This window comes from Sphingomonas sp. S-NIH.Pt15_0812 (genome assembly GCF_003951315.1).
GTDB lineage: Bacteria > Pseudomonadota > Alphaproteobacteria > Sphingomonadales > Sphingomonadaceae > Sphingomonas.
In genome coordinates, this window is the sequence record NZ_QLJH01000021.1 from 13585 (window position 1) to 39441 (window position 25857).

Annotated in this window: 24 protein-coding genes and 1 tRNA gene; 11 read left to right on the forward strand and 14 right to left on the reverse strand. The window is 68.9% G+C overall.

The window, feature by feature from the left end:
• Together BRX43_RS13805 and BRX43_RS13810 are read right to left on the reverse strand one after the other, a co-directional pair.
• Window positions 1-642 (reverse strand): carbonic anhydrase, encoded by a 642-nt coding sequence (locus BRX43_RS13805; protein WP_125995680.1) that lies wholly within the window; start codon window positions 640-642, stop codon window positions 1-3.
• A complete protein-coding gene (locus tag BRX43_RS13810; protein ID WP_125995681.1) occupies window positions 639-2216 on the reverse strand; it encodes a SulP family inorganic anion transporter in 1578 nt (525 codons plus the stop codon). Before BRX43_RS13810 ends, BRX43_RS13805 begins: the two co-directional genes overlap by 4 nt.
• 172 nt (window positions 2217-2388) lie before the next feature.
• Here BRX43_RS13810 and BRX43_RS13815 point away from each other — a divergent pair, with 172 nt between their 5' ends.
• Window positions 2389-2919 (forward strand): J domain-containing protein, encoded by a 531-nt coding sequence (locus tag BRX43_RS13815; protein ID WP_125995682.1) that lies wholly within the window; start codon window positions 2389-2391, stop codon window positions 2917-2919.
• Window positions 2916-3215 (forward strand): (2Fe-2S) ferredoxin domain-containing protein, encoded by a 300-nt coding sequence (locus BRX43_RS13820; RefSeq protein WP_125995683.1) that lies wholly within the window; start codon window positions 2916-2918, stop codon window positions 3213-3215. Before BRX43_RS13815 ends, BRX43_RS13820 begins: the two co-directional genes overlap by 4 nt.
• Before the next feature lie 12 nt (window positions 3216-3227).
• Here the strand turns inward: BRX43_RS13820 and BRX43_RS13825 are convergent, their stop codons facing one another.
• Entirely contained in the window at window positions 3228-3632 is a 405-nt protein-coding gene (locus tag BRX43_RS13825) for a SufE family protein (protein WP_125995684.1), read from the reverse strand.
• 233 nt (window positions 3633-3865) lie between these two features.
• Here BRX43_RS13825 and BRX43_RS13830 point away from each other — a divergent pair, with 233 nt between their 5' ends.
• Entirely contained in the window at window positions 3866-4519 is a 654-nt protein-coding gene (locus tag BRX43_RS13830) for a TRIC cation channel family protein (protein WP_125995685.1), read from the forward strand.
• Here the strand turns inward: BRX43_RS13830 and BRX43_RS13835 are convergent.
• The gene (locus BRX43_RS13835) at window positions 4495-6459 is read right to left on the reverse strand and encodes an oligopeptide transporter, OPT family (RefSeq protein ID WP_125995686.1); all 1965 of its coding nucleotides are present in this window, start codon (window positions 6457-6459) and stop codon (window positions 4495-4497) included. The genes BRX43_RS13830 and BRX43_RS13835 overlap by 25 nt on opposite strands.
• A gap of 149 nt (window positions 6460-6608) precedes the next feature.
• Between BRX43_RS13835 and BRX43_RS13840 the strand changes: the two genes are divergently transcribed.
• The gene (locus BRX43_RS13840) at window positions 6609-7898 is read left to right on the forward strand and encodes a homoserine dehydrogenase (protein WP_125995687.1); all 1290 of its coding nucleotides are present in this window, start codon (window positions 6609-6611) and stop codon (window positions 7896-7898) included.
• 186 nt (window positions 7899-8084) lie between these two features.
• Here BRX43_RS13840 and BRX43_RS13845 read toward each other — a convergent pair whose 3' ends face one another.
• A complete protein-coding gene (locus BRX43_RS13845; RefSeq protein WP_125995688.1) occupies window positions 8085-8870 on the reverse strand; it encodes a 3-hydroxybutyrate dehydrogenase in 786 nt (261 codons plus the stop codon).
• A 115-nt stretch (window positions 8871-8985) separates the two neighbouring features.
• Between BRX43_RS13845 and BRX43_RS13850 the strand changes: the two genes are divergently transcribed.
• Window positions 8986-9909: a neutral zinc metallopeptidase gene (locus tag BRX43_RS13850; RefSeq protein WP_125995734.1), complete on the forward strand. Its 924-nt coding sequence runs from the start codon at window positions 8986-8988 to the stop codon at window positions 9907-9909.
• A gap of 42 nt (window positions 9910-9951) precedes the next feature.
• Here the strand turns inward: BRX43_RS13850 and BRX43_RS13855 are convergent, their stop codons facing one another.
• Together BRX43_RS13855 and BRX43_RS13860 are read right to left on the reverse strand one after the other, a co-directional pair.
• Window positions 9952-10938, reverse strand: coding sequence for an NADP-dependent oxidoreductase (locus BRX43_RS13855; protein WP_125995689.1), 987 nt, complete (start codon window positions 10936-10938; stop codon window positions 9952-9954).
• A gap of 126 nt (window positions 10939-11064) precedes the next feature.
• Window positions 11065-12495 (reverse strand): DUF2171 domain-containing protein, encoded by a 1431-nt coding sequence (locus tag BRX43_RS13860; RefSeq protein ID WP_125995690.1) that lies wholly within the window; start codon window positions 12493-12495, stop codon window positions 11065-11067.
• A gap of 276 nt (window positions 12496-12771) precedes the next feature.
• Between BRX43_RS13860 and BRX43_RS13865 the strand changes: the two genes are divergently transcribed.
• Window positions 12772-12847 (forward strand) — tRNA-Ala (locus BRX43_RS13865).
• Window positions 12848-12938: 91 nt separating this feature from the next.
• Window positions 12939-13337, forward strand: coding sequence for an MAPEG family protein (locus BRX43_RS13870; protein WP_125995691.1), 399 nt, complete (start codon window positions 12939-12941; stop codon window positions 13335-13337).
• A 3-nt stretch (window positions 13338-13340) separates the two neighbouring features.
• Here the strand turns inward: BRX43_RS13870 and BRX43_RS13875 are convergent, their stop codons facing one another.
• The 5 genes from BRX43_RS13875 to BRX43_RS13895 are packed head-to-tail and all read right to left on the reverse strand — an operon-like array spanning window position 13341 to window position 16402.
• The gene (locus BRX43_RS13875) at window positions 13341-13925 is read right to left on the reverse strand and encodes a hypothetical protein (protein ID WP_206433217.1); all 585 of its coding nucleotides are present in this window, start codon (window positions 13923-13925) and stop codon (window positions 13341-13343) included.
• 8 nt (window positions 13926-13933) lie between these two features.
• Window positions 13934-14896 carry a cation diffusion facilitator family transporter gene (locus BRX43_RS13880; RefSeq protein WP_125995692.1) on the reverse strand — a complete coding sequence of 321 codons (963 nt, stop codon included), beginning with the start codon at window positions 14894-14896 and terminating at the stop codon, window positions 13934-13936.
• Window positions 14893-15852 (reverse strand): aldo/keto reductase, encoded by a 960-nt coding sequence (locus BRX43_RS13885; protein WP_125995693.1) that lies wholly within the window; start codon window positions 15850-15852, stop codon window positions 14893-14895. Before BRX43_RS13885 ends, BRX43_RS13880 begins: the two co-directional genes overlap by 4 nt.
• Window positions 15849-16055 carry a hypothetical protein gene (locus BRX43_RS13890; RefSeq protein WP_125995694.1) on the reverse strand — a complete coding sequence of 69 codons (207 nt, stop codon included), beginning with the start codon at window positions 16053-16055 and terminating at the stop codon, window positions 15849-15851. The genes BRX43_RS13885 and BRX43_RS13890 overlap by 4 nt, the downstream gene beginning before the upstream one ends.
• On the reverse strand, window positions 16052-16402 hold the full coding sequence (locus tag BRX43_RS13895) for a hypothetical protein (protein ID WP_125995695.1): 351 nt from the start codon (window positions 16400-16402) through the stop codon (window positions 16052-16054). Before BRX43_RS13895 ends, BRX43_RS13890 begins: the two co-directional genes overlap by 4 nt.
• Window positions 16403-16518: 116 nt before the next feature.
• On the opposite strand from BRX43_RS13895, the gene BRX43_RS13900 reads away from it, so the two are divergent.
• The 4 genes from BRX43_RS13900 (at window position 16519) to metH (ending at window position 22161) form a co-directional block, all read left to right on the forward strand.
• Window positions 16519-17472, forward strand: coding sequence for a metalloregulator ArsR/SmtB family transcription factor (locus BRX43_RS13900; RefSeq protein WP_125995696.1), 954 nt, complete (start codon window positions 16519-16521; stop codon window positions 17470-17472).
• The gene (gene metF / locus BRX43_RS13905; protein ID WP_125995697.1) at window positions 17469-18410 is read left to right on the forward strand and encodes a methylenetetrahydrofolate reductase [NAD(P)H]; all 942 of its coding nucleotides are present in this window, start codon (window positions 17469-17471) and stop codon (window positions 18408-18410) included. The genes BRX43_RS13900 and metF overlap by 4 nt, the downstream gene beginning before the upstream one ends.
• 13 nt (window positions 18411-18423) lie before the next feature.
• A complete protein-coding gene (locus tag BRX43_RS13910) occupies window positions 18424-19473 on the forward strand; it encodes a homocysteine S-methyltransferase family protein (RefSeq protein ID WP_125995698.1) in 1050 nt (349 codons plus the stop codon).
• 87 nt (window positions 19474-19560) lie between these two features.
• Window positions 19561-22161 carry a methionine synthase gene (gene metH / locus BRX43_RS13915; protein WP_125995699.1) on the forward strand — a complete coding sequence of 867 codons (2601 nt, stop codon included), beginning with the start codon at window positions 19561-19563 and terminating at the stop codon, window positions 22159-22161.
• A 188-nt stretch (window positions 22162-22349) separates the two neighbouring features.
• Here metH and BRX43_RS13920 read toward each other — a convergent pair whose 3' ends face one another.
• Both BRX43_RS13920 and BRX43_RS13925 read right to left on the reverse strand, forming a co-directional pair.
• Window positions 22350-23861 (reverse strand): chorismate-binding protein, encoded by a 1512-nt coding sequence (locus BRX43_RS13920; protein ID WP_125995700.1) that lies wholly within the window; start codon window positions 23859-23861, stop codon window positions 22350-22352.
• Between the two features lie 9 nt (window positions 23862-23870).
• Complete coding sequence (locus BRX43_RS13925; RefSeq protein ID WP_125995701.1) at window positions 23871-25823, reverse strand: peptidylprolyl isomerase; 1953 nt, start codon at window positions 25821-25823, stop codon at window positions 23871-23873.
• Window positions 25824-25857: the final 34 nt, after the last annotated feature.

The window sequence follows — 25857 nt, forward strand, 5'->3', positions numbered from 1 at the left end:
TCACGAGTCGATCAGCACCGTCTCCGGCCGGCCGACCCGGCCGAGATCGGTGTGGCGGTCGATCTCCATCAGCGGCTTGAGCCGTCCGTCGCGAATGTCATAGACCCAGCCGTGCAGCGTCAGGTCGCGCCCTTGCGCGAAGGCGTTGGCGACCGTGTCGATCCCCGCCAGATGAAGCAACTGGTCGCGCACGTTCATCTCCACCAGCCGGTCGACGCGCTGGTCGGCGGGCAAATGGTCCAGCTCATCGGCATGGGCGCGGCAGACTTCGCGGGCATTCTCCAGCCAGCGGTCGACCGGACCGGTGACCCCGCCGTCCAGCGTCGCGCGGATGCCGCCGCAGCCATGATGGCCGCAGATGACGATATTGGGCACCTCCAGCACGTCGACCGCATATTGGATCACCGACAGCAGGTTCAGATCGTCGTCATGGACCAGATTGGCGATGTTGCGGTGGATGAACATGCGGCCGGGCAGCGACTGGGTCTTCTGCTCCGGGCTGACGCGGCTGTCGGAACAGCCGATCCACAGGAACTGCGGCTTCTGCCCCGCCGTCTGGCGCGTGAAGAAGTCCGGATTCTCGTCGGTCAGCTCCTTCGCCCAGGCCTGGTTGGCGAGCAGGATCTGCTTGGTCACTTTCATGCGAAACGAACCTCGGCGGCGGGGGCGTTGATCAGCGGCAGCGTCCGTTCGGCGATATCGCCGCGCACCACCACCCGGATGCCGCGATAGGCGGCGTTCTTGATGAAGGCGTTGATGATGTCGACATTGTCCAGGTCGACATAGCTGGTCGACGACAGGTCGATCAGCAGGTCGCTGTCGGGCGGCACCAGCTCCAGCTTCTTCTGCAACTCGTATTTGTGGATGAAGTAGAGGTTGCGCCGCGCGCGGACCAAGCAGTCGCTGCCGTCGCAGGCATAGGTGATCGCGGTGCGGAAGTTGCGCGCGATCACGAAGACGAAGCCGACCGCCAGCCCGATCAGGATGCCGATCAGCAGGTCGGTGAACAGGATCGCGACGACGGTGACGACCAGCGGCACGAACTGGCTCCAGCCCTGCTTGTACCGCTCCAGGAACAGCTTGGGCTTGGCCAGCTTGTAGCCGGTGGCGATCAGCACGGCGGCCAGCGCCGATAGCGGGATCAGGTTCAGCACCGCCGGGATCAGCGCCACCGACACCAGCAGCCAGGTGCCGTGCAGGATGGTCGACAGCTTGCTGTCCGCGCCGGCATCGACATTGGCGGAGGAACGGACGATCACCGAGGTGACCGGCAGGCCGCCGATCAGGCCGGAGACGATGTTGCCGCCGCCCTGCGCCATCAATTCCCAATTCTTGTCGGTGGTGCGGCGCTTGGGATCGATCTCGTCCACCGCCTTGACGCTGAGCAGCGACTCCAGGCTGGCGACGATCGCCAGCGTCGCCGCCGTGGTCCATACCGCCGGGCTGGCGATGGCGGAGAAATCGGGCAGGGTGAACAGGCCGACAAAGGCGGAGGCGCTGTCGGCGATCGGCACCTGCACCAGATGCTTGGGGCCGAGCTGCCATTCGGGATGGATCAGGCCGAGCAGCAGATTGCCGATCACGCCGATCATCACCACGACCAGCGGGCCGGGCAGGAAGCGCAGCGGGCCGTGCTTGGGCTTGGCATGGTCCCACCAGAACAGGAACGCCAGGCTGATCCCGCCGATCAGCACCGCGCCGGCCGTCAGCCCGCGGCTCAGGCTGTTCCACAGGTCGACGAAGGTGTTGCCGCCGGCGGTGGCGAATTCGAACGATCCCTCGAAATCGCCATCATAGCCGACCGCGTGCGGAATCTGTTTCAGGATCAGGATCAGGCCGATCGCCGCCAGCATCCCGGTGATGACCGAGGAGGGGACGAATTCCGCCAATATGCCGGCGCGGGTGAAGGAGAAGGCGAGCTGGAGCACGCCGGCCAGCACCACCGCCAGGGTGAAGACCTGGAAGCTCGGCAGCCGCTCGATCGCGGCGAGCACGATCACGGTCAGGCCCGCCGCCGGTCCTGCCACGGACAGCGACGACTTGGACAGGCCGCCGACGACGATGCCGCCGACGATGCCCGCGATCAGTCCGGAGAAGAGCGGCGCGCCCGAGGCGAGCGCCACGCCCAGGCACAGCGGCAGCGCGACCAGCGCCACCACGATGGAGGCCGGGATGTCGCTTCGCGCCGTCGCCAGGAGGGATTTGGACGGGGACACCTTGGCTCCTAGATCCACGTCCTCCGATCGCGGACCGCGTCGGACATGACGTTCTGATGACGCTTATGTCATCCATAGATGCCATGGCCTTAGGTCGGACGCAACGCGGGGTTGCGGACTTTCGCGACGAAGGCGGTTGCGCGGCGACGTAGGCCGCCTATGTCATCGGGCCATGGCGCACCGCCCGACCCGATCCAATGACTGGGGCTTTCCCCGCTGGCGGAGCTACGGCTCCAGCCGCGAGGCGAAGCCGGTGCGGCTGTGCGACCGTCACGGATGCGACAAGCCGGGCGACTGCCCCGCGCCCAAGTCGCCGAACAACCCGGATCGCTGGTACTTCTGCCAGGACCATGCCGCCGAGTATAATCGCGGCTGGGACTATTTTCAGGGCCTGTCCGCCGAAGAGGCCGCCGAGCGCGAGCGCAACGAGGCGAGGGGGGCGGCAGGCTACGAACGCTCGCGTCATTATGCCTGGTCGGGGCCGGGCGACGGCACCCGCTCGCGCGACGAACGCCGCGCGCTGGAGGCGCTGGGGCTGGACGAGGATGCCGATTTCGAGGCGGTGCGTGGCGCGTGGCGGCGGCTGGCCAAGGAAAATCACCCGGACGTGCGGCCGAACGATCCCAATGCGGCGGTCCGGTTCCAGACGGTGCAGGCCGCCTATGAAGTTCTGCGCGCCGCCGAGGACCGTCGCGCGGCATGATCCGGCGGGCCAAGGCGGACTGGCAGGGCGTGGTGCTGGTCTGCGGCAAATGCTCGCGCAAGGTGGATGGCGGCTTTGGCCCGAAGGGGCGGACGCCGCTGGCCAAGCTGCTTCGGTCGATCTGGGGCAAGGGCCGCAAGGCGGAGCGCGGCGTGATCGAGACCAAATGCCTGAAACTGTGCCCCAAGCGGGCGGTGGCGGTGGTCGATTCCGCGCGACCGGGCGAATGGCTGGTGGTGCCGGCGGGCGAGCCGATCGACGCCGTCCTCCAGTGCTTGTCGCGGCCGGAACGCTGACCGACGCGGGCGTCAGGCCAGCCGCGCCGCCGTCTCCCGGATCAGCGCGATCATGTTGGGGATGCCCTGGGTCCGGTTTGAGCTGAGCTGGTTCTTGAGATCGAAGGGAGCGAGTTCGTCGGCGATGTCGGTCTCGACGATCGCGGCGGGGGCGCGGTCCTGCACCGTCTGGAGGACCAGCGCGATGATCCCTTTGGTGATCGCGGCATTGCTGTCCGCCAGGAAGTGGAGCGCGCCGTCCTCTGCCCGAGTCGGATAGACCCAGACCGAGGCGGAACAGCCCCGCACCAGGGTCGCATCGGTCTTGAGCGCGTCCGGCATCGGCTCCAGCGCGCGGCCGAGATCGATCAGTAGGCGATAGCGATCGTCGGCATCGAGGAATTCATATTCGTCGCGAAGCTCGGCCAGGCTGGTCATGCTGCGCGAGGTAGCGATGGCCGGCGGCCGGGGCAACCCGCGCACCACTTGCTCCCCGGCGAAGGCCGGGGCCCAGTTGGGAAGGCCTATGTAACGAAGCGCCGCGCGTCGTCATTGCCGTCTCCCCTCAACTGGACCCCGACCTTCGCCGGGGAACGAGGAGGGATGGCAAGGACCACTGATCCTACGCCGAATCAGGCGCGCCATCGCGCGAACCATCCTAAAAGGCCTCTATGATCCCACCCGTTCCCCTGCCCGATGCCGCCCTCGTCCTGCCGGCAGCGGCGCGGTGGCTCGACATGGCGGGGCTGGCGGTGTTCGCCGCCTCGGGCGCGCTGGCGGCGGCGGGGCGGGGGCAGACCCTGGTCACGCTCGCCTTCTTCGCGCTCATCACCGGGGTGGGCGGCGGCACGGTCCGCGACCTGCTGATCGGCGCGCCGGTCTTCTGGGTGCGCGACCCGCATGTGGCGGGGCTCTGCATCGGCCTTGCCATCGCGATCTGGGTGACGCCGGGGCGCTGGTGGTCGGGATCGGCGCTGGCCTGGCTCGATGCGGTCGGGCTGGCGGCCTATGCCGTCTATGGCGCGGCCAAGGCGCTGGGGCATGGCGTGCCGCCGGTGCCGGCGATGGTGATGGGTGTGGTCAGCGCCTGTGTCGGCGGCATCATCCGCGACGTGCTGGCCGGCGAGCCGTCGATCCTGATGCGGCCCGAACTCTATGTCACCGCCGCCGCCCTGTCCTCGACCAGCTTCGTCACGCTGCAGATGCTGGGTTTCGGAACCGGCGCGGCGGCGGCGGTGGCGGCGCTGCTGGGCTTCGGCCTGCGCGCCGCCGCGATCCGGTGGAAGCTGGCGCTGCCCGCCTATCGCGCCACGCCGCGCGTGTAGCGATAGAGCAGGGCGATCAGCGCCAGGAACAGGATCGTGCCGCCGCCGAGCGCGATCGGCTCGAACGCATCGCCGACCAGGGCGATCGGCGCATCGCTGTTGGTGGCATAGACCAGCCCGGCAAAGGCGACGCCCCACAGGCTCTCGCCGACGATCATGCCGGTCGCCGCCAGCACGCCCATCCGCTCCGCCGCCTCCGGATCGGCCTGGCGCTTGGCCCAGCGATCATAGACCGCGCCGATCACCGCCCCCAGTACCACGGGCAGCGTCACCGACATGGGCAGATAGACGCCCAGCCCGACGCCCAGCGGGGGCAGGCGCAGCTTGCCCGCACGGCCCAGCCCCTCGTCGAGCGCGATCACCACCGCGCCCGCGACCGCGCCCCAGCCGATCATCGCCCAGTTGAGGTTGCCGCCCAGCACCCCCTTGGCCAGCGCGGAGATCAGCGCCGCCTGTGGAGCCGCCAGCGCATTCGGCCCGGCCCCCGGCGCGCCGACGAAGCCCAGCGTCGACCCCAGCAGGTTGAGCACCGGCGGCACCACCAGCGAGCCGAAGACGACGCCGAACATCAGCGCCACCTGCTGCTTCCACGGCGTCGCGCCGACCAACTGCCCGGTCTTCAGGTCCTGGAGATTGTCGTTGGAGATGGTCGCCACGCCGAACACGATGCCGGTGACGATCAGCGCATAGGCGACCAGCGCCTGCGTCGTCTCGGGCGGCTGGCCCCGGCCGAACAGCCCGACCAGCATCAGGCTGGCGGCCAGGACGGAGAGGATGCCGATCCCCGACACCGGCGAATTGGACGCGCCGATCAGGCCGGCCATATAGCCGCACACCGCCGCGATCACCAGGCCGATGACCAGCACGAACAGCAGCGCGCCGCCGATCAGCACCACTTCCGACCCGGCCAGCGGCCCGCCCGCGATCACCGACCAGAGCAGCCCGGCGATCGGCACGAGGGTCGCCAGCGCGATCAGGGCGACGAGGCCGATCGGCAGGTCGCGCTCGGTCACGTCCAGCACCGCGCCGCCGCGCCGGGCCTGCGAGGCGGCCAGCGCGGAGCGGATGCCGGCGACGACCGGACCGATGATGCGGAGCAGCGTCCAGATCGCCGCGATGCCGATCACGCCCGCGCCGAAGAAGCGCACGTCGTTGCGGAACACCGTGCCGGCCCATTCGGCGACGCTGGCGGCGGGCATGGGCGTGGCGGCGGTCAGGATCGGCAGCACGATCCACCAGCCGAGCACGATCCCCGCCAGCATCGCGATGCCGACCGACAGGCCGACCAGATGCCCCGCGCCGATCAGCGCGAAGGACAGGCCGCCGGCGATGCCGGTCGCGCCGGTGCCGGCGCGGAACCACAGGGCCGCCTCCGCCACCGCCAGCTTGGTCTGGGTCAGGATGGCGAAGCCGGCCGAGGTCAGGGCGGTCCAGATGATGACCCACAAGCCCTTCGCGCTTTCCGCTGCGCCCTCGCGACTGCCGGCGCCGACCTTCAGCACCTCGGCGGCGGCGCGACCCTCGGGATAGGGAAGGGGGGTGTCGAGCACCAGCGCGCGGCGCAGCGGGACCGAGAACATCACCCCCAATATGCCGCCCGTGCCGGTGATCAGCGCCGTCGTCAGATAGGGAAAGCCCTGCCACCAGCCGATCATCACCAGGCCGGGCAGCACGAAGATGATCGCCGCCAGCGTCCCCGCCGCCGAGGCGACGGTCTGGACGATGTTGTTCTCCAGGATCGTCGCGCCCGGCAGATAGCGCAGCACCGCCATCGAGATGACGGCGGCGGGGATGGAGGTGGCGAAGGTCAGCCCGACCTTCAGGCCGAGATAGACATTGGCGGCGGTGAACAGCAGCGTGATGACGCCGCCGAGCAGGATGCCGCGGACGGTGAGTTCCGCGACCGGACGCCCGGCTGTGGGCGGGAGGGGAGTGGCCATGGCGGGCAACATGCCGCAGCGGGGGGCTGCGCGGCAAGCATTCCTCGCCGCCCCCCGCGATAATGTATCCGCGGGCGGGGCTGACGCGGCGGGCGGATTTCGCTAGGCGGGCTGCTCGAATTTGAGCCGGACAGACGAAGGGGCGGACGATGGCGGAAGCATTGCGGGTGGCACTGGCGGGGCTGGGCACGGTGGGCGGCGGCGTGGTCAAGCTGCTCGACGCCAATCGCGACCTGATCGCGCGCCGCTCCGGCCGGCCGATCGAGATCGTCGCCGTCTCCGCCCGCGATCGCACGCGCGACCGGGGCATCGACCTGTCGCGCTTCACCTGGGTCGACGACAGTTCCTCGCTCGCCACACTGGCGGATGTCGACGTGGTGGTCGAGCTGGTCGGCGGGTCGGACGGCCCGGCGCTGACCCTGGCGCGCGCGACGCTGGCGGCGGGGCGGCATCTGGTCACCGCGAACAAGGCGCTGCTCGCCCATCACGGGCTGGAACTGGCGGAGACCGCCGAACGCGGGGCCGCCGCGCTGAAATTCGAGGCTGCGGTGGCCGGCGGCATCCCGGTCGTCAAGGGCCTGCGCGAGGGGGCGGCGGCGAACGAGATCGGCCGCGTCTACGGCATCCTCAACGGCACCTGCAATTTCATCCTGTCCAAGATGGAGGCCGAGGGCCGCGACTTCGCCGAGGTGCTGAGCGAGGCGCAGGCGCTGGGCTATGCGGAAAGCGACCCGACCTTCGACATCGACGGCATCGACGCCGCGCACAAGCTGTCGATCCTCGCCAGCCTGGCCTTTGGGACGCGGCCGGCGTTCGGCGACGTGGCGGTGCAGGGCATCCGCCAGGTCCTGGGCGCGGATATCGCCGAGGCGGCGGCGCTCGGCCACCGGGTGCGGCTGGTCGGCGTGGCGGAGGCGGGGCCGCACGGCCTGTTCCAGCGCGTCCATCCGCATCTGGTGCCGCTCGACCATCCGCTGGCGCATGTCACCGGATCGACCAACGCCGTGGTGGCGGAGGGCAATTTCGTCGGCCGCCTGCTGTTCCAGGGCGCCGGCGCGGGCGAGGGGCCGACCGCCAGCGCGGTGGTCGCCGACCTGATCGACATCGCGCGCGGCGAGTTCGGCCCGGCCTTCGCCATGCCGGCGGGATCGCTCAGCGCGGCGTCGGTGGCCGACAGCGGCGAGCGGCGCGGCCGCGCCTATCTGCGCTTCATGGTCGAGGACCGGGTCGGCGTGCTGGCGGAGATCGCGGCGGCGATGCGCGACGCCGGCGTCTCGATCGAAAGCCTGATCCAGCGCGGCGTCGCCGCCGACGGCCGGGCGCTGGTCGCGATCGTCACGCATGAAGGGCCGGAGCGCAGCGTCGCCCAGGCGCTGGAGCGGCTGCGGGGGTCGTCGAGCGTGGCGGGCCAGCCGCTCTGGATGCCGTTGCTGGGGTGAGGACGGAGCGGCCGGGCGAACCATCGGTTCGCCGGCCGCCTGCACATCCCACCATATCGTCCCGACAAAGGCCGGGAGGATATGGTGGGATCGGTCCGCACGCTGCGATCATCGTTCCGTAACTGGCCCTGGCCCTCGCCGGGACGGAACGATCGTCGCGCGGCAGCCCGCCGCTGCGCCTGAAGCTCAGGCGGCCGTCCAGCCGCCGTCCATCGTCAGATTGGCCCCCGTGATCGCCGCCGCTTCGTCCCGGCACAGGAACAGGCCGAATGCCGCCACCTGCTCGGGCGTGACGAATTCCTTGGTCGGCTGGGCGGCGAGCAGCACGTCGTTCATCACCTGCTCGCGGGTCATGCCGCGCGCCTTCATGGTGTCGGGGATCTGGTTCTCGACCAGCGGCGTCCAGACATAGCCGGGCGAGACGCAGTTCACGGTGATGCCGCATTGCGCCACCTCCAGCGCCACCGTCTTGGTCAGGCCCGCCAGCCCGTGCTTGGCGGCGACATAGGCGGCCTTGTTGGGGCTGGCGACCAACGAATGCGCCGAGGCGGTGGAGATGATCCGGCCCCAGCCCTTGGCCTTCATGTGCGGGATCGCCGCGCGCATCATGTGGAAGACGCTGGACAGGTTGATCGCCAGGATCGCGTCCCATTTGTCGATCGGGAACTGGTCGACCGGGGCGACATGCTGGATGCCGGCATTGCTGACGACGATGTCGCAGCCGCCCGTCTCCGCCACCGCCCGCGCGACCAGCGCCGCGATCTGACCGGGATCGCGCATGTCGGCGGGGTCGTAGAGCGCCGCCGCCCCGCTCGTCGCTTCCAGTTGGGCGCGGATCGCTTCGATCGCCCCGGCCTCGCCAAAGCCGTTGAGGACGACCGATGCGCCCTCCGCCGCCAGCGCGCGGGCGTAGGCCAGGCCGATGCCCGAGGTGGACCCCGTCACGATCGCCGTCTTGCCGGTCAGGAACATGCCGATTCTCCTTCGCCGCGCCTTGTGCGGCCGGGCGTGCCCGGGATCAACCGAGCATGGACCCCGGAGCCACCTTCGAGCATTTCAGGGGCGCAACGAAAAATGGGGGATGGCCATGCGGCTCGACGATTTCGATCCCAACATCAATGTCGAGGACCAGCGCGGTCAGGGCGGTGGCTTTGGCGGCGGCGGCGGCGGCGGCGGACTGATCTTCGGCCTGTTGCCGTTGATCGGCAGCCGGTTCGGCTGTGGTGGGATCGTCGTCGTGCTGATCCTGCTCGCGGTGTTCGGCGGCCTGGGCAATCTCGGATCGCTGATCGGCGGCGGCGGCGGCTCGCCCCAGCCCCGGGTCAGCCAGAGCGAGTCGCGCGGAGAAGGCGGCACCGCCGCGCAGAATGCCTGCACCGCCAATGCCGACAGCCGCGCCGCGTGCAACGCCTTCAGCTCCGCGCAGAAGACCTGGGCGACGATCTTCGCGCAGTCGGGCCAGCGCTTCCAGGCGCCGCGCCTCGTCTTTTACGGCGGCAACGGTCGCTCGGGCTGCGGCGCGGCGCAGGCGGCGATGGGGCCGTTCTACTGCCCGACCGACCAGGGCATCTATCTGGACACCAGCTTCTTCAACGAACTGGCCAACCGCTTCGGCGCCAAGGGCGATTTCGCGCAGGATTATGTGATCGCGCATGAATTCGGTCATCATATCCAGAACCTGCTCGGCACGTCCGAACAGGTGCAGCGCGTCCAGCGCTCGTCCTCGGAGCGCGAGGGCAATGCCGCCTCGGTCCGGCTGGAATTGCAGGCGGACTGCTATGCCGGCGTCTGGGCCGCCGCCAATCGCGACCGGCTGGAGCCGGGGGATGTCGAGGAGGGCATGACCGCCGCGCAGGCGATCGGCGACGATACGCTGCAGAAGGAGTCGAGCGGGCGGGTCATGCCCGACAGCTTCACCCATGGCACCTCGGCGCAGCGGATGACCTGGCTGAAGCGCGGGCTCGAAACGGGCGATCCGGCCCAGTGCGATACGTTCAGGGGCAATATCTGATGGACGACGGCCCCGCCCGGTGAGGGGCGGGGCCGTGACGCATTACAGCCGGACCAGCATCTTGCCCCGGTTGCCGCCGCTGAACAGGCCCAGAAAGGCATCGGGCATCGCCTCCAGCCCGTCATGCACGGTCTCTTCGCTGCGCAGCTTTCCATCCGCGAGCATCGCGCCCATGTCCCGGTGGAACTCGGCGGCACGGCCCATATGGTCGCTGACGATGAAGCCGCGCATCGTCACCCGGTTGCCGATCAGCCGGGCCAGATATTTGAGCTGGGTCGGCTTGGCGTCGTTGTAGACGTCGATCATGCCGCAGATCGCGAAGCGCGCGCGGGGCCGCGCATGGGCCAGCGCCGCGTCGAGATGATCGCCACCGACATTGTCGAAATAGACGTCGATCCCCTCGGGCGCGGCCTCGCCCAGCGCCTTGACGATCGATCCCGCCTTATAGTCGATCACCGCATCCGCGCCGAGCGAACGGACCCAATCGACCTTCTCCGCGCCGCCGGCCGAGCCGATCACGGTCATCCCCTTCGCCTTGGCGACCTGCACCACGGTCGAGCCGACCGCGCCGGCCGCCGCCGAGACGAACACCGTGTCACCCGCCTTGGCCTCCGCGACGGCGAGCAGGCCGAAATAGGCGGTCATCCCCGGCATGCCGAGTTGGCCCAGGAACGCCTGGGGCGGCGCGCCCAGATCGGGCAGCGGCGTGAAGGCGGCGGCCGGACCGACCGCCTCGTCGCGCCAGCCGAGCATGTGGAGCACCATCTGGCCCGGCGCGATCCCCTCGGCGCGGCTCTCGACGACTTCGCCGACGGCACCGCCCTCCATGGGCGCGTCGAGCTTGAAGGGCGGGACGTAGCTTTTCACGTCGTTCATCCGCCCGCGCATATAGGGGTCGACCGACAGCCAGCGATTGGCGACGCGGACCTGCCCCTCCTCCAACGGAGCGGAGGGCAGGTCGACCAGTGCGAAGTCGCTGTGCCGGGGCGTTCCTTGCGGACGGGTGACGAGGGTCCAGGCGCGAGGCATCGGCAATTCTCCTGATGTTTTCTCAAGGCATGACGCGGGCTTCGGTCCCGCGCAAATAAAACCCGGGCGCGGAAGGCCGCGCCCGGGCATGGAGACGGATGCCGTAGCGTCCGTTGATGGGCCGACTTAGTAGCTGGTCGTGCCGCTCTTGTTCCCGCTGCCGGCGGTCGTCGAATCACTGCCCGTCATGCCCGTCGACAGCGAAGAGCCGGCGGTCGTGGCCGAGGTGCCCGACGGGCTGGTGCCGGTCGCGGACGACGCCGAAGCACCGGTGGCGGACTGGCTGGTCGCGCCGTAATTGCCCGACGCCTGGTTGCCGCGGCTCTGGGTCGAGCCATAGCGGTCGTCGCGCTGCGCGGAGTCGTTCCGGCCGAACATGGCCTGGTTGTTCTCCTCGTCGCGCCAAGCCTTCTTGGCTTCGTCGGCGGTCTTGGACAGCGTGACCTTGTCGTCGACGCTCTTCAGCCAACTCGACGGGATCGAGTGGTGACGGCCGCCGGCATTGCTGTCGTTCTTGGTCAGGATGATGCGGTCGCCGCGCACCTTGTCGACGGTGCCGACATGGCTGCCGTCGCTGCCGACCACCTCCTGATGCTCCTTCACCTTCTCCAGCGAGTCGCGCTGGGTCTGGCGATTGGTGCGCCATGACGCGAATTCATTGTGGAACTTCGACTGGTTCTCCTGCCGATATTCCGCATAGTCGCGATCGAACGACCGCATCTGGTTCGAGCGCCAGCTATGGTAATCGTCGTCATTGTTGCGCTGGCCATAGCGCTCGTCGCCGCCATAAGCGCGCTCGTCATAGCGGGCATCGGCCTCGCGGCGGCGTTCGGCCTCGTCGTCGCCGAACCAGGAGCGAACCTCGTCCCCGGCACGCGCCAGGAAGCCGCGATCCTCATAATCATAGCCCTGGGGCTGGCGGCCATATTGACCTTGGCTGCGATCCCGATCCCGGCCCTGCTCGCGGCCATAGCGCTGGTCGCGACCGCCGCGCGGCGCCGAGCGGTCCCGATAATAATCGTCATCGTCATGGGCGTGCGAGCCGACATCGAGGAAGCGATGCCCGTCATGCGTATAGGAGCCGTGATATTCGAACGGACCGCCGCGATCCTGCCGGCTGTCACCGCGATTCATATCGCGATAGCCGCCTTGCTCGCGCGCACCATAATTGCCGCCATAATTGTCGCCGCCACGGTCGCGCGCGCCATAATTGCCGCGATCATCGTCGTTGCGCAGGCCGAAGGCCCCACGCTCGCCCTCGCGATAATGCGAATCGCGGCCGGTCTGCGAATAGCCATAGCCGCTGCGCTGGCCATAATCGTCGCGGCGGCCGCTGCCCTGGTCGCCATAGCCGCGCGCGCCATAGCTCGTCCGGCTATCGTCGTTCCGACCCTCGTTGCGCCCATAGCGATCGTCGCGCTGGTCATTCTGGCCAAGGCGGCCCGCGGCGGCATAGTCGCGCGCGCTGGAATAGGTGTACTCGCGCCCGCTTCCATAATCGCGGCCGTAATCCGAGTCCGACTGATTGCCTCGCGGGTAACGCTCATATACCATCATGGGTCTCCATCATCCTGCGGGCCGGTCGCGTTTGCTACGCGATCACGGATCCGGGCAGGAAAACGGACCGTCCGAATTGATGTTCCTCAATGTCCAAGCTTTCATGAAAGCTCGCCGCACCGTTCGGGCGGCTCGTCGCCCGACCCCTGCGGGCGGGGCCGTCACCAATATTTTGGGGAAGGATCGATTTTCAACAAAGGCGGCTGTTGCATCGCCTGGAAACGCCCGCTAAAGGCGGCGCTCCCGGCACGTTGCCGGGCCGATCCGGACGGGTGCGGGGCTGTAGCTCAGATGGGAGAGCGCTGCAATCGCACTGCAGAGGTCAGGGGTTCGATTCCCCTCAGCTCCACCACCCGCCCCGATCCTGCGTCATCCAGACATCCTCACCATCGCAACTCCGATCCCGTCCGCACGTTGCCGTGGCGGTTGAACGAGGTACGCGCATGATCCCCCTGCCTGTCGAAATCCAGCTGCTCGGCTGGTCCGTGATCCTGTTGTTCGTCCACGTCATGCTCCAGGGCCAGACCGCGACGCGCGATCGGGGGCTGGACTGGAATGCAGGCCCGCGCGACGGCGACGCCAAGCCGCTGGGGCCGCTCGCCGGCCGTGCGCAAAGGGCCTTGTCGAATTTCCAGGAAACCTGGCCCGCCTTCATCGCCTTGGCGCTGGCGATCACGCTGACCGGGCGGAGCGGAAGCTGGAGCCAGCTTGGCGCGTGGATCTGGTTCGGTGCGCGCATCGCCTATATCCCGCTTTATCTGGGCGGCGTGAAATATGTCCGCAGCCTGGCATGGCTGATTTCGGCACTGGGTCTGCTGCTGATGCTGGTGCAGCTTCTCTAGGCGCTATCGCGCCGCGACGGAGCCGCCGGGCAGGGCGGGCAGGGTGTCCAGCCAGTCGCGGCCGTCCACGTTGAGGACCACGACCCGTCCCGGATTGGCGGCGGCGACCGCACGCAGATAGGAGCGGGGCTTCTTCATCAGCGCGGGCTGGTCGGTCCCGGACAGCCCCGCCCGTCGCGCCGCCTCCTGCACGAAATGCACGCAGTTGCGGCGGTTGAGATTGTAGCGGGTGTCGCCCGTCTCGCCCCATTCCCGCACCAGCGCCAGGACGGCCGCATATTGCGCATCGGTCAGCACCAGGCTGAACTGCACGTCGCTGCGCCGCATATAGCTGGGCGTGGCGAGGTCGAGCCGGCCCCGCACCGTGCCGAACAGGATGGCGGGGGTGAGCGACTTGGCCGTGAAGCCGTAATTCACATCGACCGGCGCACCGCCCGCATCCGGCACCCCGCGCAACGCGAAGAAGGCGTGGGGGAATTCGTTGCCGAACTCATGACTCCAGAAGGTCATGGTGATCGCCGCCTGGGCCGGTTGTCCCAAGCCGATCGCCAGCAGCAGGGACAGGAACAGGCGTCGCAGGGTCAGCATGGCGCAGGCTACCTTCCGGACGATGGGGTCTGGTTGAAGGCGGCCGGGGCGTCCTCGTGCCGCTCCGGTCGGATGTAGATGGACTTGAGAGACGGGAAAGTCTCGCGCAATTCCGCCTCGATGCGTTCGATCAGCGGCTCGGCCTCGCCCATGGTCAGGGCGTCGTCGAAATCGGCGCTGATCGCCACGAAGACCACTTCGGGCGCGGTATGCACGGTGCGGACATGGTTGACCGCGCTGATGCCGGGATACGCCGCGACCATCTGGCGGATGCGGGCGATCGTCGCCGGGTCGGCCCGCTCGCCGATCAGCAGTCCCTTGGCCTCGCGCGCCAGCAGCACCGCCACCGCCGCCAAGATGCCGCCGATCACGATCGAGGCGATGCCATCGATGCGCGGATCGTCAAAGGCATGGCTGGCCCAGACGCCGAGCCCCGCGACCAGCAGGCCGGCGAGCGCGGCCGAATCCTCGAACAGGACGATGAAGGTCGTCGGGTCCTTCGACTCGCGCACCGCCTGCCACCAGCCGATCTCGCCCTTGGCGGCGGCGAACTCACGCATCGCCAGCGTCCAGGACGTGCCCTCCAGCGCGAAGGCGATGGCGATCACGACATAATTGACCGTCGGATCGGTCAGTTTCTCCGGCTCCTGGATATGGAGCCAGCCCTCATAGATGGATACGCCCGCGCCGACCGCGAAGATCAGGATGGCGACGACGAACGCCCAGAAATAGAGTTCGCGTCCATAGCCGAAGGGGTGCGCCGCGTCGGGCGCCCGCCGCGAGCGCTGCTGGCCATAGAGCAGCAGCACCTGATTGAGACTGTCGACGCAGCTATGCACCCCCTCGGTCAACATCGAGGAGGAGCCGGTGATCCCGGCCGCGACGAACTTGGCGATGCCGATCCCCAGATTGGCGGCGAGCGCGCCGTAGAGGACGATATTGTCGCGAACCCGCGACAGGATATCGCTCATGCGCCGGCGACAGTCAGCCGGTCCATCTGGTCCTTGGACAGGTTCAGCGTCATCGCGCCGAGCAGTTCCTCCGCTTGCGCCACCTTGGTCGCGCTCGCGATGGGGGCGGTAACGCCGGGTTGCGCGATCAGCCAGGCGAGCGCGATCTGCGCCAGGGTTGCGCCGGTGTCGACCGCGACCTCATCCATCGCGTCGAGCATGGCGCCATGCTGGCCCAGCATTTCGCCCATCCGGCCGCCGCGCTGGCTTTGGCCGAAATCCTCGGGGGTCCGGTACTTGCCGGTCAGGAACCCGGAGGCGAGGCCATAATAGGGCAGGACGCCGATATTCTCGGTGACCGCATAATCCTGCAGCTCGCCCTCGAACTTGTGGCGGCTGACCAGATTATATTCGGGTTGCAGCACATGATAGCGTGGCAGCCCCGCCGGCAGCGCCAGCTCGTTGGCGGACTTCAGCCGGGCCGCGGAGAAGTTGGAGGCGCCGAGCACGCGGATCTTGCCCGCTTCCGCCAGCCGTCCGAACGCCTCCAGCGCCGCGTCCTGCGGCACCGCCTCGTCGTCGCGATGCGCGTAATAGAGGTCGATCCGGTCCGTGCCGAGCCGGCGGAGCGAGGCATCGCAGGCCGCGATGATATTGGCGGGGGACAGGCCCTGGCCGTCCACCGGCAGCATCCCGACCTTGGTCGCGATCAACACCGAATCCCGCTTGCCCGAGCGTTGCAGCCACTCGCCGATGATCGTCTCGGATTCGCCGCCGCGATGGCCGTCGACCCAGGCGGAATAGGCATCGGCGGTGTCGATCATCGTGCCGCCACCGGCGACGAACGCATCGAGCACGGCGAAACTGGCATCGCGATCGGCGGTCCAGCCGAAGACATTGCCGCCCAGCACCAGCGGCGCGATCTTCAGGTCGGTCGACCCCAGGCGGCGGAGGGGGGCGGGGGCCGGATCGGTCATGGCTGGTCCTGTCGGTTGTGGGTCACGGCATCGAGCGTGACGCTGTCATCGGCGAGCATCGCGGCGGCATCGTTCAGTTGCGCGGACCGGTCCGCCGACAGCGTGCCCGGCTGATCGGTCCGTGCCGAACAGCCGGGCGTGAGGCAGGCGAGCAGCGGCGCGGCGATCATCGCCCGGTGCGCCGCCGCCCGCCGCCGGATCACTTGTCGCGCAGCGCTTCGCCGGCCTTGACCAGCGTATTGCCGGTGGCATCGGCGGCGCGGTCCGCCGCACGATCGATCGCCCGGCCAGCGCGGTCGGCGCCATTCTCGATCGAGTCGCCGGCGCGGTCCAGGCTGCGATCGGCCTTGGCGCCCGCATTGTCCATCGACCGCTCGGCCGAATTCAGCGCGCGATCCGTGGACGCATCGACATTCTCGGCGGCGTTGCGGGTCGAGGTATCGACATCGTTGGCGATGGCGTCGCCGGCCTGTGCGGTCTGGTCCTGCGCATTCTGGCTGCACGCGGCAAGGGCGATGGCGGCAATGGCGGGTACGATCAGCTTCTTCATGAACACTCTCCCTTTCGTCGGAAACGTCGGCGGATTGTAACGCGGGTGAAAGGAGTTGGGTCCGTTCCGATCCTTCGATTGACCGCATATAAAGATATCTTTATATGTTGATGGCCATGATCGATCCGCTTCCCATCTTCGGCGCACTTGCCGACCTGACGCGGTTGCGCATCCTGGCGCTGCTGCGTCGGATGGAGCTATCCGTCGGCGAACTGGCGCAGGTGCTGGGGCAGAGCCAGCCGCGCGTGTCGCGTCATGTGAAGATCATGGTCGACGCGGGTCTGGCGGAACGTCGCAAGGAGGGCAGCTGGGTGTTCGTCGCGCTCGGCGCGGCGGCGATGGTGCAGCCGGTGATCGACGCGCTCGACCGGTGGAGCGGCGGCGCGGCGGATCACTGGACGGTCGCCGATGCCGCCCGGCTGGCGGCGGTCCGCGCCGATCGTGCCGCCTCGGCGGCGGCCTGGTTCGAGAGCCATGCCGACGAATGGGATGCGATCCGCTCGCTCCATGTCGCCGAGAGTGAGATCGAGGCGGCGATGGCCCAGGTGCTGGGCGACCAGCCGATCGACACGCTGATCGATATCGGCACCGGCACCGGACGGATGCTGGAGCTGTTCGGCGCGCGCGCCCGCACCGCGCTCGGCATCGACCGCTCCTCGGAGATGCTGCGGCTGGCGCGCGCCAAGCTGGCGGGGGCGGCCAATACGGAACTGCGCCAGGCCGATCTTTATGCGCTGCCCATGGCCGATGGTGCGGCCGATGTCGCTATATTGCACCATGTGCTCCATTATGCGCAGCAGCCCGGCGCGGCGATCCGCGAGGCGGGGCGCGTCCTCGCGCCGGGCGGGCGGCTGCTGATCGTCGATTTCGCGCCGCATGACCGCGAGGAACTGCGCAGCCAGGGCGCGCATGTCCGCCTGGGCTTCGACGACGACCAGGTCGCCGGCTGGGCGGAGGCGGCGGACCTGATGATGGCGCGGGTCGAGATGCTGGTCGGCGGGACGCTGACGGTGAAATTATGGCTGGCGCGCAAATCCGCGCCCGCATTGCACGAGGTGAGGGCGGCATGACGATCTCGGTGGACCAGTTGGCGGAGGCGCGCTGCGCGCTCGAATCCCCCCTTTACGCGGATGTCGGCGGCGACCTGGACGTCAGCTTCGAATTCTTCCCGCCCAAGTCGGAGAAGATGGAGACGCAGCTGTGGGATTCGATCCGCACGCTGGAGCCGCTGGGGCCGCGCTTCGTCTCCGTCACCTATGGCGCGGGCGGCACGACGCGCGAGCGGACCCATGCCACGGTGGCGCGCATCCAGCGCGAGACCAGCCTGGCCGCCGCCGCGCACCTGACCTGCGTCGAGGCGACGCGCGAGCAGATCATCGAGGTGGCCGAGGAATATTGGGCGGCGGGCGTGCGCCATATCGTCGCGCTGCGCGGCGATCCGCCCCAGGCGGGCAGCCGCTTCGCCAGCCATCCCGGCGGGTTCGAGAATGCCGCCGCGCTGGTCGCCGGGCTTCGCAAGCTGCACCCGTTCGAGATTTCGGTTGCCGCTTACCCTGAGAACCATCCCGATTCGGCCAGCGATGCCGCCGATCTCGACAACCTCCGCGCCAAGCTGGACGCCGGGGCCAACCGCGCGATCACGCAATTCTTCTTCGAGCCGGAAACCTTCTTCCGCTACCGCGACAAGGTGGCGGCGGCGGGGATCCGGGCGGAGATCGTGCCCGGCATCATGCCCGTGTCCAACTTCGCAAGCGTCCAGCGGATGAGCGCGATGTGCGGCACCGCCGTGCCGCCCTGGATGGCGCGGCTGTTCGAGGGGCTGGACGACCATCCCGCCGCGCGCCAGCTGGTCGCCGCGACGGTGGCGGCGGAACTGTCGCGCCGGCTCTATGCGGGCGGCGTGAAGCACCTCCATTTCTACACGCTCAACCGCGCCGAACTCGCCTTCGCCATCTGCCACCTGCTCGGCGTCCGCGCCAAGGGGCAGGTCGGCCAGGCCGCCGCCTGAAGGATCGCCAGCCATGACCAGCCCCCGCGAACGACTGATGGCCGAGGCGGCCAAGCGCATCCTGGTGACCGACGGCGCGTTCGGCACCGAGATCCAGAACTGGAAATTGTCCGAGGCGGACTATGCCGGCGATCTCGGCCTGTCGCACGACCAGAAGGGCAATAACGACATTCTGGCGCTGACCCTGCCCAAGGTGCCGGAGTCGATCCACCGCGCCTATTTCGAGGCGGGGGCGGACATCGCCGAGACCAACACCTTCTCCGCCAACCGGATCAGCCAGGCCGATTACGGCGCAGAGCATCTGGTGCGCGCGATCAATGTCGAAAGCGCGCGCATGGCTCGCCGCGTGGCCGACGAGTTCGAGGCGCGCGACGGCCGCCCCCGCTTCGTCGCGGGCGCGATCGGCCCGACCAACAAGACCCTGTCGCTTTCGCCGGACGTCAACGATCCCGGCTATCGCGAGATCGACTTCGACTATCTGAAGGGCGTGTATCGCGAGCAGATCGACGCGCTGGTCGAGGGCGGTGCGGACTTCATCCTGATCGAGACGGTGTTCGACACGCTGAACGCCAAGGCCGGGATCATGGCGACGCTGGACGCCGCCGAGGATCTGGGCCGCGACCTGCCGCTGATGCTGTCGATGACGCTGACCGACCTGTCGGGGCGCAACCTGTCGGGCCATACGGTCGAGGCTTTCTGGCATGCCGTCCGTCATGCGAAGCCGGTGACGATCGGGCTCAACTGCTCGTTCGGGGCGGAGCAGCTTCGCCCGCATGTGAAGACGCTGAGCGAGATCTGCGACACGCTGATCATGATCTATCCCAATGCCGGCCTGCCTAACGAACTGGGCGCCTATGACGAGGCGCCGGCGACCACCGCCGGGCTGGTCGGCGAATGGGCGGTCGCGGGACAGGTCAATGTGCTGGGCGGCTGCTGCGGTTCGACGCCCGCGCATATCAAGGCGATCGCCGATCAGGTGAAGAGCCTGGCCCCGCGCGCCATCCCGACGCCGCCGGTGCGGACGCGGCTAGCGGGGCTGGAGCCGTTCACCATGGCGGCGTGACGGCCGCTCCTGCCCGATAGCGCGACCCCCCTGCGTCACGCTGACGCGTGCCACCTTCCCTGTTCAGGGAAGGAATGAAGAAGAACCATGACCCAGACCACGTCCTCCGCCCAGTTCGTCAATATCGGCGAGCGTACCAACGTCACCGGATCGGCGGCGTTCAAGAAGATGATCATGGCCGGCGACTATAGCCGCGCGGTCGAGGTCGCGCGCAGTCAGGTCGAGAACGGCGCGCAGGTGGTCGACGTCAACATGGACGAAGGGCTGCTCGACGCCGAATTCGCCATGACCACCTTCCTCAAGCTGATCGCCGCCGAGCCGGACATCGCGCGCGTGCCGATCATGATCGACAGCTCCAAGTGGAGCGTGATCGAGGCGGGGCTGAAATGCGTGTCCGGCAAGCCGATCGTCAATTCGATCAGCATGAAGGAAGGCGAGGAGGCGTTCCTCCATTATGCCCGCCGCTGCATGGCCTATGGCGCGGCGGTGGTCGTCATGGCGTTCGACGAGGTCGGGCAGGCCGACACCAGGGACCGCAAGGTCGAGATCTGCGCGCGCGCCTATGACCTGCTGATGGGCATCGGCTTTCCGCCCGAGGATATCATCTTCGATCCCAACGTCTTCGCGGTGGCGACGGGGATCGAGGATCACAACAACTACGGCGTCGACTTCATCGAGGCGTGCCGGGAAATCAAGGCGCGCTGCCCGCACGTCCATATCTCGGGCGGCCTGTCGAACCTGTCGTTCAGCTTCCGCGGCAACGAGCCGGTGCGCCGCGCGATGCACTCGGTCTTCCTCTACCACGCCATTCCCGCCGGCATGGACATGGCGATCGTCAATGCCGGGCAGCTCGACGTGTACGACACGATCGATCCCGAGCTGCGCACGGCCTGCGAGGATGTCGTCCTCAACCGCGATCCCGAGGCGGGCGACCGGCTGGTCGCGCTGGCCGAGCGCTATCGCGGCACCGACGCGGTGGCGGAGAAGCAGGCGGCCGAGTGGCGCAGCCTGCCGGTGGCCAAGCGGCTGGAATATGCGCTGGTCAAGGGCATCGACGCGCATGTCGTCGACGATACCGAGGAATGCCGCCAGGCCTTCGCCCGGCCCATCGAGGTGATCGAGGGGCCGCTGATGGACGGGATGAACGTGGTCGGCGACCTGTTCGGCTCGGGCAAGATGTTCCTGCCCCAGGTGGTCAAGTCCGCCCGCGTCATGAAGAAGGCGGTGGCGCATCTGCTGCCCTTCATCGAGGCGGCCAAGGAGCCGGGCGCTAAGGGCAAGGGCCGGATCGTGCTGGCGACCGTCAAGGGCGACGTCCATGACATCGGCAAGAACATCGTCGGCGTCGTGCTCCAGTGCAACGGCTTCGAGGTGGTCGACCTGGGCGTGATGGTGCCCTGGTCGAAGATCCTCGCGGCAGCGAATGAGAATGACGCCGACATGATCGGCCTGTCCGGCCTCATCACCCCCTCGCTCGACGAGATGGTGACGGTGGGCGAGGAGATGCAGCGCGCCGGCATGACCATGCCGCTGCTGATCGGCGGCGCGACCACCTCCAAGGTCCATACCGCGCTGCGCATCGCGCCGGCCTATGCGGGGCCGGTCGTCCATGTGCTCGATGCGTCGCGCGCGGTAGGCGTGGCGACGACCCTGGTCAGCGACACCGGGCGCGACGCCTATGTCGAGGGAGTCGCCGCCGATTATGCGGCGGTGCGCAAGGCGCGCGAGGGCAAGTCCGGCAATGCGCTCCTGCCGCTGGCGGACGCGCGGGCGCGCGGCTTCGCGGCCGACATGCTGCTCAAGGCGTCCGAGCCCCGGCAACCGGGCCTGCATGTGTTCGATGCCTGGGACCTGAGCGACCTGCGCGCCTATATCGACTGGACGCCCTTCTTTCGCGCCTGGGAACTGGCGGGCAACTTCCCCGCCATCCTCGACGATGCGGTGGTGGGGGAGAGCGCGCGCGGCCTCTACCAGGACGCGCTGGCGATGCTCGACCGGATCGTCGGCGAGAAATGGCTGACCGCGCGCGGCATGGCGGCGCTGTGGCCGTGCCGGCGCGAGGGCGACGATGTCATGCTGACGCTGGACGCGGGCGAGGTGCGGCTGCCTTTCCTGCGCCAGCAGATCGCCAAGCGCGAGGGGCGGGCCAATATGTGCCTGGCCGACTTCATCGATCCGGCGGGCGACTGGCTGGGCGGCTTCGCGGTCGGCATCCATGGCATCGACGCGCATCTCGCCGGGTTCAAGGCGAACCATGACGACTATAACGACATCCTGCTGAAGGCGCTGGCGGATCGTCTGGCGGAGGCGTTCGCGGAGCGGCTGCACGCGCATGTCCGCACCACGCTCTGGGGCTATGCGCCCGACGAACAGCTGACCAACGAGGCGCTGATCCGCGAACAGTATCGCGGCATCCGCCCCGCGCCCGGCTATCCCGCCTGTCCCGAGCACAGCCTGAAGCGGACATTGTTCGACCTGCTGGGGGCCGAGGACCGGGTCGGGATCACCCTGACCGACAGCTTCGCGATGCTACCCACGGCGGCGGTGTCGGGCTTTTATTTCGGCCATGCGCAGGCGGAATATTTTGGCGTGGCGCGGATCGGGGAGGATCAGGTCGCGGACTATGCCACGCGGCGCGGCGTGGATATGGCGCAGGCGACGCGCTGGCTGCGGCCGAATTTGGACTGAGGGGGAATCGGGTTCGCGCGAAGAGGCGAGGGTGGGAAGGGGGCTAGGCCTGATCGGAGACCACCCCGGCGGAGGCCGGGGTCCAGTTCCGAAACGAACTTTGTAGCGTACCAACGTCCCCCAACTGGATCCCGGCCTTCGCCGGGATAAGCGAAGAGGGCGAGTGTCGATCCTGGGCTGAGTTCGCCTTATTGCCCGAACCCGGCCGTGCCCGCCCGTGTCACCGCATCGCGGGCGGCGCTCAGGATGGCGCCGGCCTTCGCTTCGCACTCGCGCTGCTCGTAGGCGGCGGTCGAGTCGGCGACGATGCCGGCCCCGGCCTGGGCATGGATCTGCCCGTCCTTCACCACCGCCGTCCGCAGCACGATGCACGAGTCGAGCGATCCGTCCGGCGAGAAATAGCCGACGCCGCCGGCATAGGCGCCGCGCCGTTCCGGCTCCAGTTCGGCGATGATCTGGCAGGCCCGCACCTTGGGCGCGCCGCTGACCGTGCCCGCCGGGAAGCCGGCGAACATCGCATCCAGCGCATCGCGATCGGGCGACAGCCGCGCCGTCACGTTCGAGACGATGTGCATGACATGGCTGTAGTATTCGACCGTATAGCTGTCGGTCACCCGCACGCTGCCGGGGGCGGCGGCGCGGCCGGCATCGTTGCGGCCGAGATCGAGCAGCATCAGATGCTCGGCCCGCTCCTTGGGATCGGCGAGGAGCGCGGTGCGGTTCTCCTCATCCTCGCGGGCGGTGCGGCCGCGGGGCCGCGTGCCGGCAATGGGGCGGATCGTCACCTCGCCGTCGCGCACCCGGACCAGGATCTCGGGGCTCGACCCGATCAGCGCGAAGCCCGGCAGGTCGAGATGATAGAGGAAGGGCGACGGGTTGATCCGGCGCAGCGAGCGGTACAGCTCGAACGGCGGCAGCGGGAAGGGCGCGGTGAAACGCTGCGCCAGCACCACCTGGAAGATATCGCCGGCGGTGATGTAGTTCTTGGCCCGCTCGACCATCGCGGCATAGGTTTCGGGCGCTAGGGCGGGCGTGTAATCGGGCTGCTCCGCCTCCACGCGGGTCGGTGCGGGCAGGACCGCCATCGCCAGCCTGGTCGCCACCGCGTCGATCCGCTCCGCCGCCGCCGCCACGATCGCTGCCGGATCGCGCGCCGGGTCTGGCCAAGCGGGCGCGACCAGGAACAGCGTGTCGGCCAGCCGGTCGAACACCAGCAGCACGGTCGGCCGCACGAAGATCATGTCGGGCAGGCCGAGCGGATCGGCGGAGGGTTGCGGCAGCCGCTCGACCAGCCCGACCGTCTCATAGCCGAAATAGCCGACCAGACAGGCCAGCGCGCGCGGCAGTTCGGCCGGCACGTCCGCCCGGCACTGGCCGACCAGATCGCGCAGCGCGTCGAGACTGGGCGCGGCGCAGGGCGTCCAGGCCTCGCGATCGGTCGCCCAGTGCCGGTTGATCTCGGCCCGCGCGCCATGCGCGCGGAACACCAGATCGGGGGCCAGGCCGATCAGGCTGTGCCGCCCCCGGATCGCGCCGCCTTCGACCGATTCGAGCAGGAAGTCGCCGCGACCCGGCTCGATCAGCTTGAGCGCGGCGGCGACCGGCGTCTCCGTATCCGCCACCTGCCGGCTCCACAGCAGGGCGGGACGGCCCTGGGCGAGCAGGTCCTGAGCTTCGGCGATCCGGTCGGCGTCGATCATGGCTTCGCCTTACTGCGCGCCGGCCGGCGTATCGCCGGCCAGGTCGGCACGGACGCGGGCGATGGCGCGCTGATCGACCTTCGTGCCGATCGCGGCGCGGGCGGCGCGGGCGAACTGCTCGGCATATTCACCGCCCATGGAGCGGCTGAGCCCGCCACGCGCGGCGGCGATCGCGGCGGCATTGCCGGTCGCATTGCCACGCTCGATCCGGTTGGTCTTGACGATCAGCCAACCCGCATCACCCGGCGCTTCCAGCAGGCGCGCCTGACCCTGCGGCACCGAGAAGAGCAGCGCCAATGCCGGATTGCGGCCCTGCGCCCGGAGTACGTCGCCACGCGAGGCATTGACCGGCTGCGGCGCGGGCAGCGACGCGCCCGATGCCCGCAGCGCCTCTGCCAGCGACATGCCGCCCTTGACCTTGGCGAGCACCGCATTGGCGATCGTCCGAGCGGATTGGCGGCGACGGTCGGCGATCAGGTCGGCGACGACCTGGTTGCGGACATCGGCCAGCGGACGCGGCGCGGCCGGCTGGGTCTGGCCCAGCGCGACCACCGCGAAGCTGCCGTCGGTGCCGGTCTGGACCAACTGCGGCGCATCGCCATCGTCCGCCGCGAAGCCGGCGGCGATCAGCGGCACCAGCGCCGGATCGGGCTTGGCCGCCGGGTTGAGCGGATCGACCGCGCCCTGCGCCAGCGCCGGGCTGGTCTGCGCCGTCAGCTTGGCGTCGGCGATCACCTCGTCGAAGGTGGAGCCGCCCGACAGGGCATCGTCCAGCTTGTCGTGCAGCGCCGCCAGCGCGGCCTGCGTCTTCTGCTTGGCGAGATCGGCGGTCAGCTGCGCGCGGACCTGATCGAGCGAGCGGCCGGCGACCTGATCGATCGAGTCGACCCGCGCGACGACGAAGCCGATCGCGCCCCTGACCGGGCCGATCACCGCACCCTTGGCTGCGGCGAAGGCGGCGTCCGCCAGGGCGGGCGAGGCTTGTGTCGCTAGGCCGGCCTTGTCGAGCGCGGGCAGCGTCGACGCCTCGAGCCCGACCGTGCGTGCCGCGTCGGCGATCGACGTGCCGCCGCGTACCTTGGCGGCGAGCGCGTCGGCGCTCGCCTGGTCGGCCAGCGTCACCTGGGTGACGACGCGCTTCTCGGTGGCCTGATAGTCCGCGCGGTTCTTCTGATAGGCCTGGGCGATCTCCGCCTCGGTCGGCGTGCTCTGCGCGGCCATCTGGGCCGGTGTCACCACCGCATAGCGGATGCTGCGGCGCTCCGGCACGCGGTAGCGCGCCAGGTTGCGGCCGTAGAAGCTCTGGATCTCCTGCGCGGTCGGCGCGGGGCCCTGGGGCAGGGCGGATACCGGCACGATGCCGACCTCGCCCGCGCGCTTCTCCAGCAGGAGCGAGGCATAGGGGAGGGCAAGCTGCTGCCCGACCGTGGTCGCGCCGATCGTCGGGGCGGTCAGCTGGCGGACCAGCACGTCGCGGGCGATATCCTGGCGTATCTGCGCATCGGTCAGCCGGCGCTCGGCCAGGATGCGGCGATAGAGAGTCTCGTCGAACTTGCCGTTCGGGCCCTGGAGCGCTGGGATGCTGGCGATCTGGCCATCGACCAGCCGCTTGCTGACGACCATGCCGTTCTCGCGCCCGAACTCCGCCAGGCCGACGGTGGTGATCAGCTGCTGCACCGCGGCCTCCAGACCGCCGGCGGCCAGATATTGCTTGGCGTCGATGCCCGGCTGCTGCTGGCGCGCCTGGTCGATTTCCTGCTGCGCGCGCTGGCGCAGTTCGTCGACGGTGATCTTCGTCTTGCCGATCGTCGCGACATCGTTGCCGGACAAGGAGCCCAGCCCGACATTGCGGATGTTCGACACGTCGCCCGCCGCAAAGGCGAGCGCGATGATGCCGAGCGTGATGAAGGTGACGATGATGCCGACCTTCGAATTGATCAGGCGGCGGAAGAAGCCGAGCATAGACACCCCAGAAACACTAGCGCGTCGCTTTACC